20 protein-coding genes are annotated in these 16,065 nt (G+C 46.1%); 14 read left to right on the top strand and 6 right to left on the bottom strand.

Annotated elements, in window-relative coordinates; all coding sequences use genetic code 11:
• Positions 1 to 21: 21 nt before the first annotated feature.
• The 4 genes from ICN30_RS09390 to crcB are packed head-to-tail and all read left to right on the top strand — an operon-like array spanning position 22 to position 1,546.
• Positions 22 to 189: a hypothetical protein gene (locus ICN30_RS09390; protein WP_216225094.1), complete on the top strand. Its 168-nt coding sequence runs from the start codon at positions 22 to 24 to the stop codon at positions 187 to 189.
• A gap of 44 nt (positions 190 to 233) precedes the next feature.
• Complete coding sequence (locus tag ICN30_RS09385; protein ID WP_173960827.1) at positions 234 to 371, top strand: hypothetical protein; 138 nt, start codon at positions 234 to 236, stop codon at positions 369 to 371.
• Between the two features lie 9 nt (positions 372 to 380).
• Positions 381 to 1,160, top strand: coding sequence for a 4,5-DOPA dioxygenase extradiol (gene ygiD / locus ICN30_RS09380; RefSeq protein ID WP_216275114.1), 780 nt, complete (start codon positions 381 to 383; stop codon positions 1,158 to 1,160).
• 8 nt (positions 1,161 to 1,168) lie between these two features.
• Positions 1,169 to 1,546 carry a fluoride efflux transporter CrcB gene (gene crcB, locus ICN30_RS09375; RefSeq protein ID WP_216275112.1) on the top strand — a complete coding sequence of 126 codons (378 nt, stop codon included), beginning with the start codon at positions 1,169 to 1,171 and terminating at the stop codon, positions 1,544 to 1,546.
• Between the two features lie 15 nt (positions 1,547 to 1,561).
• Here crcB and ICN30_RS09370 read toward each other — a convergent pair whose 3' ends face one another.
• Genes ICN30_RS09370 through ICN30_RS09355 form a run of 4 tightly spaced genes read right to left on the bottom strand, consistent with a single transcriptional unit; the run spans position 1,562 to position 4,573 of the window.
• Positions 1,562 to 2,530 (bottom strand): tripartite tricarboxylate transporter substrate binding protein, encoded by a 969-nt coding sequence (locus ICN30_RS09370; RefSeq protein ID WP_216275191.1) that lies wholly within the window; start codon positions 2,528 to 2,530, stop codon positions 1,562 to 1,564.
• Between the two features lie 5 nt (positions 2,531 to 2,535).
• The gene (locus ICN30_RS09365) at positions 2,536 to 3,057 is read right to left on the bottom strand and encodes a chromate transporter (RefSeq protein ID WP_255533203.1); all 522 of its coding nucleotides are present in this window, start codon (positions 3,055 to 3,057) and stop codon (positions 2,536 to 2,538) included.
• Positions 3,054 to 3,593: a chromate transporter gene (locus tag ICN30_RS09360; RefSeq protein ID WP_216275109.1), complete on the bottom strand. Its 540-nt coding sequence runs from the start codon at positions 3,591 to 3,593 to the stop codon at positions 3,054 to 3,056. Before ICN30_RS09360 ends, ICN30_RS09365 begins: the two co-directional genes overlap by 4 nt.
• Before the next feature lie 5 nt (positions 3,594 to 3,598).
• Positions 3,599 to 4,573 (bottom strand): D-2-hydroxyacid dehydrogenase family protein, encoded by a 975-nt coding sequence (locus tag ICN30_RS09355; RefSeq protein WP_216275107.1) that lies wholly within the window; start codon positions 4,571 to 4,573, stop codon positions 3,599 to 3,601.
• A gap of 74 nt (positions 4,574 to 4,647) precedes the next feature.
• On the opposite strand from ICN30_RS09355, the gene ICN30_RS09350 reads away from it, so the two are divergent.
• Positions 4,648 to 4,950: an antibiotic biosynthesis monooxygenase gene (locus ICN30_RS09350; RefSeq protein ID WP_216275105.1), complete on the top strand. Its 303-nt coding sequence runs from the start codon at positions 4,648 to 4,650 to the stop codon at positions 4,948 to 4,950.
• 12 nt (positions 4,951 to 4,962) lie between these two features.
• On the opposite strand, the gene ICN30_RS09345 is transcribed toward ICN30_RS09350, so the two are convergent.
• Positions 4,963 to 5,730, bottom strand: coding sequence for a sulfurtransferase (locus tag ICN30_RS09345; protein ID WP_216275103.1), 768 nt, complete (start codon positions 5,728 to 5,730; stop codon positions 4,963 to 4,965).
• Between the two features lie 106 nt (positions 5,731 to 5,836).
• On the opposite strand from ICN30_RS09345, the gene ICN30_RS09340 reads away from it, so the two are divergent.
• Both ICN30_RS09340 and ICN30_RS09335 read left to right on the top strand, forming a co-directional pair.
• Positions 5,837 to 6,388: a carboxymuconolactone decarboxylase family protein gene (locus ICN30_RS09340; RefSeq protein WP_216275100.1), complete on the top strand. Its 552-nt coding sequence runs from the start codon at positions 5,837 to 5,839 to the stop codon at positions 6,386 to 6,388.
• A gap of 3 nt (positions 6,389 to 6,391) precedes the next feature.
• Positions 6,392 to 7,582 (top strand): methyltransferase, encoded by a 1,191-nt coding sequence (locus ICN30_RS09335; RefSeq protein WP_370626628.1) that lies wholly within the window; start codon positions 6,392 to 6,394, stop codon positions 7,580 to 7,582.
• A 20-nt stretch (positions 7,583 to 7,602) separates the two neighbouring features.
• Here ICN30_RS09335 and ICN30_RS09330 read toward each other — a convergent pair whose 3' ends face one another.
• The gene (locus tag ICN30_RS09330; RefSeq protein ID WP_216275098.1) at positions 7,603 to 8,025 is read right to left on the bottom strand and encodes a VOC family protein; all 423 of its coding nucleotides are present in this window, start codon (positions 8,023 to 8,025) and stop codon (positions 7,603 to 7,605) included.
• A gap of 124 nt (positions 8,026 to 8,149) precedes the next feature.
• Here ICN30_RS09330 and ICN30_RS09325 point away from each other — a divergent pair, with 124 nt between their 5' ends.
• From ICN30_RS09325 to ICN30_RS09295, 7 genes are all read left to right on the top strand, one after another.
• A complete protein-coding gene (locus tag ICN30_RS09325; RefSeq protein WP_216275096.1) occupies positions 8,150 to 9,901 on the top strand; it encodes an IlvD/Edd family dehydratase in 1,752 nt (583 codons plus the stop codon).
• 325 nt (positions 9,902 to 10,226) lie between these two features.
• Entirely contained in the window at positions 10,227 to 11,441 is a 1,215-nt protein-coding gene (locus ICN30_RS09320; protein ID WP_216275094.1) for an integrase arm-type DNA-binding domain-containing protein, read from the top strand.
• Positions 11,442 to 11,461: 20 nt separating this feature from the next.
• Positions 11,462 to 12,220 carry a hypothetical protein gene (locus ICN30_RS09315; protein WP_216275092.1) on the top strand — a complete coding sequence of 253 codons (759 nt, stop codon included), beginning with the start codon at positions 11,462 to 11,464 and terminating at the stop codon, positions 12,218 to 12,220.
• A gap of 94 nt (positions 12,221 to 12,314) precedes the next feature.
• Positions 12,315 to 12,539, top strand: coding sequence for an AlpA family transcriptional regulator (locus tag ICN30_RS09310; RefSeq protein WP_216275090.1), 225 nt, complete (start codon positions 12,315 to 12,317; stop codon positions 12,537 to 12,539).
• Positions 12,532 to 12,861 (top strand): hypothetical protein, encoded by a 330-nt coding sequence (locus ICN30_RS09305; protein WP_216275088.1) that lies wholly within the window; start codon positions 12,532 to 12,534, stop codon positions 12,859 to 12,861. The genes ICN30_RS09310 and ICN30_RS09305 overlap by 8 nt, the downstream gene beginning before the upstream one ends.
• Positions 12,858 to 13,820 (top strand): hypothetical protein, encoded by a 963-nt coding sequence (locus tag ICN30_RS09300; RefSeq protein WP_216275085.1) that lies wholly within the window; start codon positions 12,858 to 12,860, stop codon positions 13,818 to 13,820. The genes ICN30_RS09305 and ICN30_RS09300 overlap by 4 nt, the downstream gene beginning before the upstream one ends.
• A complete protein-coding gene (locus ICN30_RS09295) occupies positions 13,813 to 15,198 on the top strand; it encodes a DUF5906 domain-containing protein (protein ID WP_216275083.1) in 1,386 nt (461 codons plus the stop codon). The genes ICN30_RS09300 and ICN30_RS09295 overlap by 8 nt, the downstream gene beginning before the upstream one ends.
• The last annotated feature ends 867 nt before the right edge of the window (positions 15,199 to 16,065 follow it).

Below are 16,065 nucleotides of genomic sequence, written 5' to 3'. Positions count from 1 at the left end.
TGATATCCATAGGAGCAAAAAGTGACTGACGATAAAAAACCTGAATCAAAAACCCCAGCCAAGCCGGTAGTAGCTAAGCCGGTAGCCCGTCCACCAGCCCCCAAAGGCCCATCCGGTCCTGGCGGTAGGCCTCAGGCAGGCTTTGGAGGCGGAAAAGCCATGATGCGTAAGGCTGGCCGCGGCCGATAGTGGATAATTGCGCTACTAATTAATGTGTTTAATGAGGATTTAGCATGAACGAATGGCATAAAGAAACGAAAGACGAAATCAACAAGAAGATCATTACTTTGATCGTGATGTTGGCGGCCGCTACTAGCTTGGCTATTTTGTTTGCATTGGTTGCAGCTCATACTGGTTACGTATTCGGTTAATCTGCATTAATGACTAGCCATCGCCAACCTGCAGTATTTGCTGGCCATGGCAGTCCGATGTACGCTATCGAGCCCAATCGCTATACAGCCGCTTGGGCCAGTCTTGGTAAATCACTCAAACGCCCAGATGCGATCTTAGTCATCTCGGCTCATTGGGTAACTCGTGGAGTATGGGTTACCGCAATGCCCAAACCCAAAACGATTCATGACTTTGGCGGATTTCCGCAGGCCTTGTTTGATATTCAGTATCCAGCGCCTGGCAGTCCTGCGCTGGCCGACCGCGTAAAGGAATTACTAGGTGTTCCTGTGGTGCTTGAAGAGAATGAATGGGGCATTGATCACGGTGCTTGGTCTGTTCTCAAATATCTTTATCCAGATGCCGATGTTCCCGTAGTTCAGTTGAGTCTAGATGGCTCCTTAACTGCTGGTGAGCATTACGAGCTAGCTAAAAAATTGCGCCCTTTACGTGATGAGAACATTTTGATTCTGGCAAGCGGTAATGTTGTGCATAACTTGCGCACGATCCATTGGGAGGAGGGTGCTACCCCATATCCGTGGGCTAAAGAATTCAACGATTTCTTTGTTTCAGAAATGAAGGCTAATCACCATGAGACTCTGATTCATTGGGAGCAATTTGGCGATGCCGCCCATTTATCTATTCCAACCCCTGAGCACTATTGGCCAGCATTGTATGTGCTTGCTCAGCAAGAGCAGGGTGAAGTGCCCAAGATGCAAGTTGATGGAATTGAAATGGGTTCCATTGGTATGCTTACTTTTACAATCCAATAAATATTCCTATGTGGCTATCTATCCTTGCAATCTTCTGCGGCGCCGGTCTTGGTGCATTACTGAGGGCAGGTTTTAATCTTGCAACAGTAGGCGTTGCCTCAACGCTTCCTTTGGGAACCTTTATTTCCAATATGGTGGGCGGGTATTTGATTGGTATTGCGGTAGCCTTCTTTGGCAATAATCCCAGCCTCTCCCCAGAATGGAAGTTGTTCGTAATTACCGGTTTCTTGGGTGGCCTCACAACCTTCTCTAGCTTTTCTGCCGAGGTTGTAGGGTTTATGCAGCGTGGCGAAGTAACTTGGGCGCTAGGTACTGCGCTTTTGCATTTGATTGGTTCGCTATGCCTTACCTTCTTGGGTATTCTGACTTACCAAGCGCTGAAATAAGTTTTTCAGTCAAGCCTATTCAGGTTTGATATTTCCAGCCTTAACTACGGCACTCCATTTCGCCGCTTCAGACTTGATCAGGGCTGCAAAATCAGCAGGAGTTCCGCCGCCAATTTCATTTCCTTGAGAAAGCATCAATTCACGCAGTTGCGGGTCTTTCAAAGCCTCATTAGCTGCTGCATTTAGTTTGTTAATAATGGGTTTAGGGGTTCCTGCTGGCGCTATGAATCCTTGCCAATTAAGAACTTCCACTTTGGGGTAGCCAAGCTCTGCAAAGCTAGGCACGTTTGGAAAGAGTGGCGACCGCTTCTTGCTTGTAATGGCGATAGGGCGCAATTTATCTGCTCTGATGCTGGGTACTGCCGAATACATTTGATCAAACATCATGTCTACATTGCCTGCCATTAAATCGGTTAGCGCGGCAGAGCCGCTCTTATATGGGACATGAATCATTTGAATGCCAGCATTCTGCATAAACAGTTCAGCAGACAATTGATGGCTACCTCCGATACCCCCCGATGAAAAAGTAAGGGTGCCTGGCTTTGCTTTGGCTGCAGCAACAATATCTTGAATAGATTTGTATTGCGAATTCGGGTTTACTACCAAAATGAGTGGGCCCTTTTCAATCAGAATAATCGGGCTAAGATCTGTTTCGGGGTCATAACGCAGTGTGCCAAAGAGGGTTTTATTCACAGCGAGTGGCGCAAAATTACCCATGCCGATCGTATATCCATCCGGCGCCGCTCTCGCAACAAATTCAGTACCGATATTGCCACCAGCACCAGGCTTGTTATCAATCACAAAGGGTTGCTTCAGAATCAAACTCATTTTTTGAGCTAGTTGTCTGCCCCGAGAATCTGCACTTCCGCCAGCACCATAGGGTACGACTACGGTAATCGGCTTGGTTGGGGAGTTAGTTTGGGCTTGTGGTTTTGCAATGATTAGCAAGGCCGCAAAAAACATGACTATTTTTAATGACTTCATCATCGTTATATCACTCCAAAAATTCCCAGGGCTGCACCCAGAGCAATTAAATACAAAGGATGCCAGCGGGTAAATAATGCAATCACAATTGTCATGATTGTTAGAAAGTAAGCGGCATAACCTTGGTTAATTTGTAAAGCAATTTGCCAAGCAGATGCGAGCACTAGGCCAACTGCTAGTGCCCCAGCGGCAAACTGAATTGCTTTTTGTTTTCTGGGATTTTTCATGCCCCTGATATAGCGCTGCAAAAAGAAAATCATGATCGATGAGGGCCAGGCAATTGCTAGTGTTGCAACTACCGCTCCGATGACGCCACTTACGTGCCACCCAATTAAGGTAACTGTCATTAAATTAGGACCAGGCGCGGCTTGAGCAATGGCAAAGTAGTCCGCAAACGTTTGTGAATTGAGCCACTGCTCTTGAGTTACTGAGAGATTAAATAAAACTGGTAGCAAGGCATTAATACCTCCAAATGCCACTAAAGAAAATGCGGATAGTTTTAAGAAGAGACTCAGCAGGACAGTCATGAGATGTCCGCTTTCTTCCAGGCAAGATAGAGTGCCAATGGTGATGCTATAAGTACCACCCAACCTAAGCCCAAATGGAAATAGCTAGCAGCCAACACGGTGAAGATCACCACAATCATCATCGGCGGGTAACTTAATTCACTACGCATCATCTTAAATCCCGTGCTGGCGATTAAACCCACGCCAACCGCGGAGACGCCCCGTAGCATGCCCTGAACAACAGGCATATAGCTGTAGTGCTCGTACAAGATGCCTAGAAGAATGACGATCGCAATAGGGCCCAGCATTAAACCTAGAGTGGCGGCAATTGCGCCACGCACACCAGCAAAGCGAGAGCCTACGCATACAGCAAGATTAACTACATTGGGCCCAGGAACAATTTGGCAGATTCCCAGCATGGCATTGAACTCATCTGAGCTTAGCCATTTTTCCCGTTCGACAATCGTACGGCGCGCCCAAGGAAGTACTCCACCAAATCCGGACATCCCGATTTTGCTAAAACCAAAAAAGAGTTGTTTAGGCGTAAGTGTCTTCAATGTGATTAAGGTTCAAATGGGTGTGGCAAAGGGCGCATTTCTAACCACGCCTCTAAGGTATTAACAATTCCCTTGGAGAACTCTGCGAAAACGGGTTCAGCAACAAATCCTAGGTGTGGTGTGGTGAGAAGGTTGGGCGCGCTTCTCAAGGGGTCACCAGCTGGCAGAGGCTCGATATCGAATACATCAATCGCCGCTTGACCTGGTCTCCCAGCAACAAGGGCATCCCGCAAGGCATGCATGTTGATGAGGGCAGAGCGAGAGGTATTTACCAGGAGCGCATCTGACCGCATCATTGCTAGCTCTGCAGCCCCAATCAAGCCCTTAGTGTTGGCTCCCGCCACTAGATGCGGGCTGACAACCTTGGATGTTGTTAGGAGTTCCTCTAGGCTAACTGATTTGGCATTCTGGGCGGTGGCGCGTTCGGCTGTCATATTGGGGCTCCAGGCGACCAGCTCCATGCCAAAAGCTTTGCCGACGCGGGCAACGGAGCTGCCGATAGATCCCAGGCCAATAATGCCCAGTCGCTCACCTGCAAGCATTGGGAGGACAGAGTATTCATCGCGCCAGCTACCAGAGCCTATCAATTTATTTTGACGAACTAAGTGTTTTGAGGCTCCCAAAATTAATGCCCACGTCAATTCGGTGGTGGTTTCTTTGGACGGGCCGCCTGGGGTGCAGGCAATCGGGATATTGCGGGATATCAGAGCTGAGGCATCGAGAGTGCCATTGCGTTTGCCAGTGAATATAAATAGTTTTAGCTTTGGGAGGCGCGCAATGAGGGCTTCGTTAAAAGGTATGCGGTCTCTCACAAGCACAATCACATCGGCATCTTTCACTGCTTCATATAACGCTTCCTCATGAAGGGGTTCGTGATAAATGGTGATATGACATCGTTGATCTACCTTAGTCCAATTGGAAAACCGGCGGAGGGCTTGCTCATAGTCGCCAAGAATGACAACGCTAGGTAAATTGGCCATGTCTCTAAAATTGTTATTTATTATTCTGCTTGAGTTTACTATCGATACCTAAGAATCTAAACAAAGGAAATGCCATGATTTTGGAGCACTGTGATATAGAAATTGACCCTAGTAAGGCTACCGAGTTTGAGGAGGCTATTTTGCGTGGCGTGAATACCGTTATCGCCAAGGCTAAAGGATTTCGAGGGTTTAAGGTTAATCACAGCATTGAAAACCCGGCGCGCTACTTGCTATTGATTTACTGGGATAGCCTTGAGAACCATACTGTGGATTTCCGGGGGTCCGACGCCTTTGCTGAATGGCGTGCAATTGTTGGCCCATTCTTTGTAAAGCCACCTTTTGTTGAGCACATGACTTTGGTGGGTAAATCGAGCTAAGGTCTTTGCTAATTAAGCAGTTTGTTTTTTTCGAATAGAGCGCTCTAGCGGGATGGAGTCTAAGTTAGGCTCCAGCGCTTCCCGCTCATCAAATACAAAGCAGCTACCGGTGTAGTGTGCGGAACCAACTTCTTCAAAGTACTTGAGGATGCCACCCTCAAGTTGATAGCTGTGTTGCATGCCAATTTCACGCATGAAGAGGCCAGATTTTTCACAGCGGATTCCGCCAGTACAAAAGCTCACTAGAGTTTTATCGGCTAAATCATCTTTGTGGGCAGTGATTGCGGCGGGGAATTCTGTAAATTTCTCGATATTGAAATGCAGTGCATTCTCAAAAGTCCCGTACTCAACTTCGAACGCATTACGTGTATCTACCATGACTACAGGGCGCCCTAAGTCATCAGTGCCTCGGTCAAGCCACTCCTGCAATTTTTTTGGCGTGATGAAATTCGCGCGACCCTCTTCCGGACGAATCGTCGGATGGTTCATGCGAATAATTTCATTCTTAATTTTGACCAACATCTTTTTGAATGGCTGTGTTTCAGACCAGCTATCTTTTGACTCCAATGATTTGAAGCGACGATCCAGTCGAAGCCAGTCTAAAAAGCCACGCAATTCAGAATCATTGCCAGCCAAGAACATATTGATTCCTTCGCCCGTCAAGAGGATGGTTCCCTTCAGGTGTCGTGCATTGCACTCATCTAGAATCTTGGCGCGCAACTCAACCAAATTGTCTAGACTGACGAATAAGTAGGCTGCAATGTTCAGAATTGGCTTCATAGTGAATATTTTGTGACGATATGAGCATTATCGAGGAAGACGGTATTCGAGTGGTAATCTAGGCACTTACCGCTCATTTTTATTAAAAATACCCATCAAGAGACCCATGTCTGAACGTTTAATTCCTTACCAACCGATGGATTTGACTGAGCCTGCTGAGCTCCTGGCGGCTATTCGCAAGAGACGTGGCGGCCAGTTTATTAATTTAGACCGCATGCTTTTGCATAGCACCCCTATTGCTGAGGGTTGGAATCACTTTGTCGGCGAGATCCGCAATAACCTTTCTCTAGATCCAAAGTTGCGTGAGCTTGCGATGTGTGGGGTAGCCGTTCTTAATGGTGCGGAGTATGAGTTTTTTCATCATGCACCTCCGTTTATCAAAGCTGGCGGTACTGAAGAACAGGTTCAGGCATTGCGTTTAATTGGTCAGCCTAGCTTCCCGAAGGATCTTTTCTCAGATGTTGAAAACGATGCTGCAGAGTTAACTTTTCAGATGACGCGCAACATTCAGGTGGATAGTGCTTTGATGAAGCGCTTGCAGGCTGCCTTGGGTAATACGGATACCGTAGAGCTCGTGACTGTAGTCGCGGCGTACAACATGGTCTCTCGTTTTTTAATTGCATTAGATGTCAACCCCGAGGAGCATCCTCCTGAGTAAGTCATGATGCAAGATATTTCCATTCACTGGGAAGAGGGCGGTCAAGCCTGTTCTGCAATTTGGCATTCCGAAAATGGTATTGCAGTCCATAAAAAAGTAGTCACTGCTGATGACACTTTGACGGCAGATGATGCCTATCATTTAGCCTGCGAGGGGACTGCAATTCTTTGGAAAGGTGATTTCCAGAATGCCCGCCAACTATTGCAGGCTTTGGTTCGGCGCATAGATAAGCCTTCGAAAAAATCTAAGCGTGCGGTCAAGAGGGTGGGTAAGTCGGATGCCGCTACTCCCAAGAAAACAGCAAAAGATATCTTTAATCAACATCGGCTCGTTCAGTCGCAACGAGCCCGAATACTGGGCATGTTGTTAATTCAATGCAACCCGGATCACACGATTTCATTACGTCGTGCGCCAGATATATCGCAGGCATGTTCAGAAGCATACGGTGCCGTCAGTCAGCCTTATGTAGTTTCCTTACGCGAACTCTTGGGTGTGGTTAGCGCGCATGAGTGGCGTAAAAATGGCTTGCCCATCCTTGCTGATGAAAATGGTAATCCAGTGTTTGTTCACCCCCATTACGGCGTTTTCTCACCTGTTCGTGGCGAGTACATTGAGCTGGTCTGTAACGCTCCATTACCCAAGGCTTTAGATGCTGAGTCAACAGCTTTTGATATTGGCGTTGGTACTGGAGTGCTCTCTATTATTTTGGCGATGCGTGACGTGCAAAAGATTGTTGCTACCGATCAAGATGATCGAGCGCTCGCTTGCGCCAAAGAAAATATCGCGCAGCTAAATCTGGGTTCGCAAATAGAAATTGTGAAAGCCAATCTATTCCCACCAGGAAAAGCTTCATTGATTGTGTGCAACCCACCTTGGGTTCCTGCAAGACCCAGTTCTACTTTAGAGCATGCGGTTTACGATCCAGAGAGTCAAATGCTAAAAGGATTTTTAGCTGGATTGAAAGATCATTTATTGCCTGAGGGTGAGGCATGGTTGATTCTGTCTGATTTGGCTGAGCATCTGGAGTTGAGAACTCGACAAGAGCTACTCACCTGGATTGAGGATGCTGGATTGCTTGTTTTGGGTCGCATTGATACCAAACCAAAGCATCCAAAATCAGGGGATGAGGCTGATCTACTTTACTTTGCTAGGGCCGCAGAAACTACCTCACTCTGGCGATTGAGCGCAAAGTAAATAGCGCAAGAAATCAGAAATTATTTAGCAAATAACTGACTTGGATCTTCAAATGCTTTGAACTCCAAAGCGTTACCAGCAGGATCTAGGAAGAACATAGTAGCCTGTTCGCCAACTTTTCCTTTAAATCGTATCTGCGGCTCGATAATGAATTTGATGCCACTCTTACTTAAGCGGTCTGCTAATGCGTGCCAATCCGGCATCGTCAGAACCACCCCGAAATGTTTTACGGGAACTTGATGCCCGTCAACCTCATTTGAGGCTACATTGCCGCATTCTTGAGGTGCAAGATGGGCAACTAGTTGATGCCCAAAGAAGTCAAAGTCAATCCATTCATCTGAGCTACGACCCTCTGCGCAGCCCAAGGTACTTCCGTAAAAGGTACGAGCAGCCTCTAAGTTATCTACTGGAAATGCAAGATGAAAAGGTTGGATGCTGGACATGATGACCCTTGGTGAAAGCGTGGCAGTTGTGGATACGGCAATTTGCAAAGTTTAGTATATTTAATCAAGAGCTACATTGATATTCAACGGAGACTAAGATCTTGAGCATTCTATTGGGCAAGCTATGAGCGGTAGTTCAGATAAGACAAAAAAACCAGCACCCGAGAGTGGTTTGCGTAAGGGCTTAACGAGCTACGGCGACAAAGGCTTCTCCTTGTTTTTGCGTAAAGCATTTATCAAGGGTGCGGGCTATACCAATAGCGCGCTAGATCGCCCTGTGATTGGCATCATTAATACCGGCAGCTCATACAATCCGTGCCACGGCAATATGCCACAGCTGATCGAGGCTGTGAAGCGTGGCGTGATGCTTGCTGGTGGTTTGCCGATGGACTTTCCAACGATCTCTATTCATGAGAGCTTTGCTGCTCCAACCAGTATGTATTTGCGTAACTTGATGTCGATGGACACCGAAGAGATGCTGCGGACTCAGCCGATGGATGCTGTAGTCATGATTGGTGGTTGCGATAAAACAGTGCCAGCGCAAATGATGGGTGCTGCTTCTGCAGGTCTTCCAGCAATTCAGTTGATCACTGGTTCAATGTTGACCGGCTCTCATCGTAGTGAACGTGTTGGAGCTTGCACCGACTGTCGTCGCTATTGGGGAAAATTCCGTGCTGGCGAAATTGATGAAGTTGAAAAAGATGAAGTCAATGATCAATTGGTAGCCAGCGTAGGCACTTGCTCGGTGATGGGTACGGCAAGCACGATGGCTTGTATCTCAGAGGCATTGGGCATGACAGTCCCGGGTGGCGCTACTCCACCAGCGGTGACTGCAGATCGCATTCGGATTGCTGAAGAGACTGGTACTCGTGCTGTGCAAATGGCAAAAGACGGTCTAACAATTGACAAGGTATTAACGGCAGACGCTTTTGAAAACGCGATGCGCGTTTTATTGGCGATTGGTGGATCTACAAACGGCATTGTGCATTTAGCTGCTATCGCTGGCCGCATGGGTTTAGAGATTGATTTGGATGCCCTGGATAAGATGGGCGATGAGACGCCCGTACTAGTGGATCTAAAGCCTTCTGGCGATCATTACATGGAGAATTTCCATGATGCTGGCGGTATGACAACCTTGCTACGTGAGCTTAAGCCTTTGCTAAAGCTAGATGCGATGACAGTAACGGGTCGTACCTTAGGTGAAGAGATTGATGCGGCGCCATCAAGCTTTAAGCAAGATGTCGTGCGCAAGTTTAATAACCCTATTTATCCACGTGGCAGTATCGCGGTTCTGCATGGCAACTTAGCTCCCGGCGGCGCCATCATTAAACAATCTGCGGCCAATGAGAACCTCATGGAGCATGAGGGTCGTGCTGTTGTTTTCGAAAATAGCGAGGATCTAGCTAATCGCATTGATAGTCCTGACTTGGATGTGACAGCCGATGACATTCTGGTGCTAAAGAACATTGGCCCCAAAGGTGCGCCTGGTATGCCTGAAGCGGGATACATTCCGATTCCGATGAAGCTGGCTCGTGCTGGCGTAAAAGATATCGTGCGGATTTCTGATGGACGTATGAGCGGCACCGCCTTTGGAACAATCGTCTTGCATGTGACTCCAGAAGCTGCAGTAGGTGGGCCACTTGCGCATGTGCAGAACGGTGATCGCATTCGCCTCAGTGTGAAGAATCGCGAGATCAGCTTATTAATCTCTGATGAGGAGTTAGCCAAGCGTGCAAAAGATAATCCAGTGATAGAGCCAACTGCAGAGCGTGGCTATCTAAAGCTATTCTTGGATACAGTCACACAAGCAGATAAAGGTGTCGACTTTGATTTCTTGAGGGCGGTAAAGATTATTGGTAAGACACCAAAGCGTTGATGCAATCAATGTGAAGTAAAAAATAGAGGGAAAGAAAAACGCCACCCTAGAAGGTGGCGTTTGACTATTGATCAAATCAATTTACTGCTAATTGGTGGAGTCGGCGTCTACTCAAGTCTAAGTATTGTCTTGAGAGGTGTTGAGAGTTCTTGACCGGCTATGAGTTACAACTCACTAAGCTTGTTTAAGAAAAATCGGTAATAAGTACGAGCTAATCTGTGTCAAATAAACCCAAGGCTTTACTTTAAGAACCAAGGCTACTTACGACTAATCACGCATGGTGTGTGGGGAGTTGTGGGGAAGCCAATTTTTAAAGGAATAAAGCATGAAAACTGGTTTCACTGACCCCTACGTAAAGAATTTAAAAGCCCCCGGCAGGTATACGGACCCTGCAGTATCTGGCCTTAATCTCAACATTAAGCGTCAGGGTGGCAAGTATTGGGTATTCAGGTATTTATTTGCCGGTAAGCGGCGTGATTTGTCATTGGGTAGCTATCCAGAAATAACGCTGAAAGAAGCTCGAAAAAGGGCCACTGCATGTCGTATTGATTTGATGCAGGGGAAGCGGCCGAGTACGTATTGGCGCAATGCCGAGCCCGTCATTACTGATAAGCCTATTTTTCGAGATTATGCAAAAGAGTGCATAGAAGGAAAAAAGGCCGAGTGGAAAAATGATAAACACACGTACCAGTGGTTTAGAACGATTGAAGTCTTCGCAAACCCAGTTATCGGGAGCATGCATCTAGACGAGATTAATACCGAGCATATTTTGAGGATCTTAAGCCCGCTTTGGAATAAAAAAACCGAGACTGCCACTCGGCTACGTGGAAGGCTTGAGTGGATTATTGCGTCGGCAATTACACGAGGTTTACGTGCCGGATCAAACCCAGCTACTTGGCGGATGCATTTAGAGACGCTACTACCTAAGCCAAGCAAAATTGCAAAAGTCATTCACCATCCAGCGTTACCGTATAAGCAGGTGCCTGAATTTATGTTGGAGCTACGAGAAAACGGCTGTATGTCCGCACTAGCGCTTGAATTTCTTATTCTGAACGCAAGTCGTTCGGGTGAGATCATATTTGGTAGACGGTGTGAGGTTGGGGAAGGATCGATTTGGACGATTCCTGCCGATAGGATGAAGTCGGCGAAAGAGCATCGTGTGCCATTGGGCGCCCGCTCTATTGAAATTTTGCAAATAGCAGCGTCTCTCGACCCCCAAAGCCCTTACTTATTTTCAATAGATGGGAAGCCGCTATCGAATATGGCAATGCTCATGTACCTGAGGGGGAGACACTCAAAATTGACGGTTCACGGTTTTCGAAGCGCTTTTCGAGATTGGGCGGCAGAGGAGACTTCACATAGTTCGGAAGCAGCTGAGAAAGCGCTTGCTCATACCATTAATAATCAAACCGAGGCGGCTTATAGAAGGGGCGATTTGCTAGAGCCTAGACGTAAGTTGATGAAAGACTGGGAAGATTATTGCTGTACTGGTTCTTGGGGTAATGTGCATTTGCTAGCGACCAACAAAAAGGCGGCTTAAACTGACTGGGGAGGGTGAATATGGGTGTCGTATATTTAAATGGAAAACCAGCTGCCCTAAAAAGGGAAAAATGGTCTCGAATAGCTTTTATCAAGCGGCTGTTGTGTAACTTGGATTTCGAATTTCAAGAATTTGTCGATGGCATAGAGCAGCAACACAAAAAGTCAGCGGTTTCAAAACAGCTGCAGTTGCTACTAAATCAGTATTCTGCGTCGATATTGAGTTGCATTCAGGATTACCCAGTAGCATCAGGGAGGGTAACTGAGAAAGGGCGTAAATTAGTAAGTCAGCTTAAAAAAGAGCTGGATGCTTTCGATAAGGACTATTCAAAATTATTGTCTAGCCGCCATGTAACTAAGAAAAAGAATGAACTCATATGCGAACTAAATGGAGGTGTTGCGTGGTTTATTAATCAACATGATATGACTTGCAGTGCGATTAGAGTTAGCACTCCGTTTCCTACGGTGCTCACTAAAGCGTCGCTAGATGACTTCATAAAAAAGGAAAAGATTGCCCTGAAGGCGGCAGGCGTAGACCAAAAAATTCTCGCTCATCGCCCTAAAAATTGGGAGCTGATAGAGGTGTTTATAAAAAGCACAACCCAGTACAAAAAAGAGAAGGGCTCGACTAAATTTATGCAATACAAATCATTTTGCAAGCAGCTTGATGGGCATAATAAGGGTTTGAGACACGGCAGTAATGAGCTGTCGGTATCCGAAAAAGGCTATTACAACCTCAAGAAAGCATGGCGCAACAACACGCTTGAAAATTTTGTTTAGGAAAAATCGGTAATAAGTACGAGCTATGCTTTTTGAATAGGTACTTATAGTTAATCATCGATACATCTTCATTTTTTATAGGAGGTGTACGAAGATGTCTACTGAAGAATTAATAATCCAAACCGATGAGCAATTGCTTCGAATCGACGAAGTAGCTGCATTAACAACCTTATCAAAATCTTGCATAAATCTTTGGGTGGCCCAAGGCCGCTTCCCCCGTCCATCATCGCTGTCTAAAACCTTGAAAGTATGGCGCTTGCGGGACATCCGAGCTTGGAGTAACTCTTTGTTCTCTGATGCGGGAGGCGGCCATGAGTGATAGCTTGGTTTTTTACTGGGACAGAGCGGACAATCTCAATTTAGTAGACCCGGATGCCATTCTGCACTCCGAAGGGCTAAACCCTGTAATCGAAATTGTCATTGGCATTCTTAATGCTGGCTATGAGGGTGTGATCGTTGATGAGAAGCGCTTAAGTGACGGCAGGTATTTTCAGGGTTTGAATGTCAATTTATCTGCACCTGAGGGCTGGATAGTTGCGGGGCTGCAGGATTCATTTGAGGCTGAGGAAGAGTTGCCTTTGGTGAGCGAGGTTCTGCAGCAAATAAAAGATGAATATGACGCTAAGGGTGAAGTTAAATGAGTGGCGATCAGAAAATCTATTATTCAATGGGCACAAATAAATTTGACAATCAGCCACTGCAACTGGTTTCGGATAACTTCAATAGTTTTGAGAGCAAGATCTTATCAACCAGAAGCTCGGAAAAGGGGCAAACGTTTTTTACTGCCGGATTTACAAATGGTGCGCATACAAACCTAGATAAGTACCCAGAAGAGGCGCACTATCGCCTAAAGAGGTTGGCATTGCCACGCCGGTTTATGCCTATGGATTTCGATGGCTTTGCCACTATTGCTGCATATCAACATCTATTTCTTTTTCTAAAAAAGTACCGAGGATTTGGGTATGAGACTTGGAGTCATATGCCATATGCGCCAAGGGCAAGAGCAGTTTTAGAGTTGTCTAGACCGGTCATGGCTAACGAGAGCCTGCAGCTCGGCCTCATGCTTGAGGAAGAAATAAATAAAGAAATCGGTAGTGGGTTAATTAAATTTGACAAATCGGTGTATCAGCTTGAGCAGCCTATATATGTTGCACCGAAAAATGCCAATGCTTATGTTTTTAGTGGAAATGTGATGGATGTTGATCGAGTATTGGTGCAGTACTTATATGCACAGCCGCAAAAAATAAAAACTCTGAAACGCTTGAGTAAATACAAAGTTGATGATTTAACTGAATCATTGATGGGGAAAATGCCGCCGCCAGATGAGACGCCAAGACAAATTAATAGGCTGAAAGGGATGCTGGGCTATATCAGTGCCGACTGTGATTACGAGGTTTACAGAAGGATTATTTGGGCAATTTTAAGCACTCAATGGTGCTGTGCAGAAGATATGGCATATGAATGGAGCGTCACGGCGCCAGATAGATTTGATCAGCGGGTTCTCGAGGAATTAATTTCGGGGTTTAACCCAGATCTGCCAAATCATCCAACTATAGGGAGTATTAAGTTTTTGGCTGAAGAAGGTGGTTGGAGTGAATAAGCGAGTCAAATCCTCCTCTCTGGTTTTAATTCAAAAGCGATTTGCAATCTATGATGCTGCTGGAGAAATCTGGCTTGTAGATCAAGATGAAATTACAGATGTTAAGGGTGGCGGAAAAGTTAACGGTATCTCTTTTTATAAGAAGGCTGCTGCAGAATTAAAAATAAAGCGATTTTGTGAGAGAAGCGGATTTCAGGAAGACCCAAAAACCTTGGTACAGCAATTCTGGGTAAGTCCAAATACGCACGAATTTAATAGAACCGCTTTTAGTCCGTTGGCAACCTCGTTAGATACGATTAACTTCTGGGTTGATCCAGCAAGTGGATTGCAAGGCGACTGGGGGGTGGTGCGGAACTTTCTTCTCGAGGTTATATGTAGTGAAAATGAGGTGGTTTTAGATTACCTGCTGATGTATTTAGCGCACATGCTTCAATTCCCCGAGGAGAAACCCGGAATAATGGTTGTTCTTTTAGGTGCGCAAGGTACCGGGAAGGGAACATTCTTTAAGCTCCTTAGTAAGGTGTGGCCTCGTACAACTCTTGAGGTTAATGATGTTGATCATGTTGTGGGTAACTTTAATGCAGTCCTAGAGCAGAACTATGTTGTTTGCATGGACGAGGCTCTGTTTGCGGGCGATCGAAAGAAGCTGGAGCGCTTAAAGTCACTAATAACAGAGCCAACCTGTCGAATTGAACAAAAGTATCAGCCAGCAAGAATTATCGACTCTTACCATCGATTTTTTGCGGCTAGCAACAACGAGCAATTTGCACATATTGAACTTGATGACCGTAGGTTTTTATTTTTACGTGTAGCAAGTACCAGAAAGGGCGATTCGAAATATTTTGATGACTTTATCAAGGCGATGAATAACACAGCAGTTATTTCTGCAATGATCCATGCTCTAAAAAGCCTTGATCTAACAGGATTCAATGTCCGTGTGCGACCCAGTACAGAGGAGCATTTGAGTCAAAAAATACAATCGTTGGCGGGTTTCGACCGTTACTGGTTAGAGGTGCTGCAAGCAGGATCAATAAGTGGTTGTGAAGATTCATTTCTTGGGGAGTGGGGCGAGCCAAGGTTTGTTTTGAGTAGTGCGCTATTACAGCAATATAAGAATTTTGATAAAAATTCTGAGCGGTACGCATCTACACAGGCATCCCACGTAGTGCAAAGACTCTCAAAGTTATGCCCGAGTGCAAGACTAGATAGGGGTAAAGATCCGCAAACAGGTAAGCAAAAGCGTGGTTTTTATCTGCCTAGTTTGAATATCGCAAGACAGGAGTTTGAGTTGTTGCTTGGTGGCAAGGTTAAATGGGCTGATGTGGCTACCCAAGAGGCACTCAAAGAGTACCTAACGCATGAAGGGGCGCACCCATGAGGAAGTTGATATTGCTGACCATGAGGTTAGGGGAGGTGTCATCCCGCAGAGGTATAAGGCGTATCGCTCTAGACGTTATTGACGCTTTTGACACTATTTTTAAAAAATTAGTAAAAATAAAAATACACACACAGATTTTTCAAGAATCCCTGTCATCCCTGTCATCCCTTTGCATGGGTCTTACGAGAAATGATTTGAGCGCCACCATTTGACCCCCTACACCCTATGTTTTGAAGTCGTCTAAAACTTTACTATGCCACTACCAAGCGTCCTAAATGGTGCCAATCAGTGTCGAGTTTTGACAAAGCGTACTGGGCAGCAATGCAAAAATCCTGCGGCCTTTGGCTGTGCTAGCTGTCGAATGCACGGTGCACACAAGTCAAGGAATGTTTTACGGGGCGTAAACCATCCGCACTATCAAACGGGCGGGGAAACTCTGGAGGCAAAAGCCATTCGCACCGAGAAAAGTGAAATGTTTCGATACTTGACCGATCTTGGGAATCACTGCAACCTGTTTTACAAGGAAATAAAGACAAAGGGGCGGCCACCCTCGGGCTACGAGAAACTCGACCTAAATGACCCAGAACAATTAGTTCTTGCCATACTGAAAACACTAGGGAGCAAGTAAGCAAGTGCAACTAGGCGGCCCCCGATGTTCATACGAGATAAGATTGGTAATTGTCGACCATGAGCCGTGAAGCGGACACTTAGATCGGCCAGGCCCAAATGGCAGAAATCGACCTTGAATTCAACTGATCGATGCAACACACTACAAACTGCGTAAGCGCAAGGAGTGTTGCTCATGAAACAACGACCTCGAATCTATTACACGGCCACCCAGAAGGCTTTAATGTGGGAGCGGTGGCA

It is taken from the genome of Polynucleobacter sp. 31A-FELB, from assembly GCF_018882405.1.
In the GTDB taxonomy this organism is placed as follows: domain Bacteria; phylum Pseudomonadota; class Gammaproteobacteria; order Burkholderiales; family Burkholderiaceae; genus Polynucleobacter.
The sequence above is the reverse complement of the archived record's forward strand: the minus strand, read 5'-3'. Positions and strand labels throughout refer to the sequence as shown.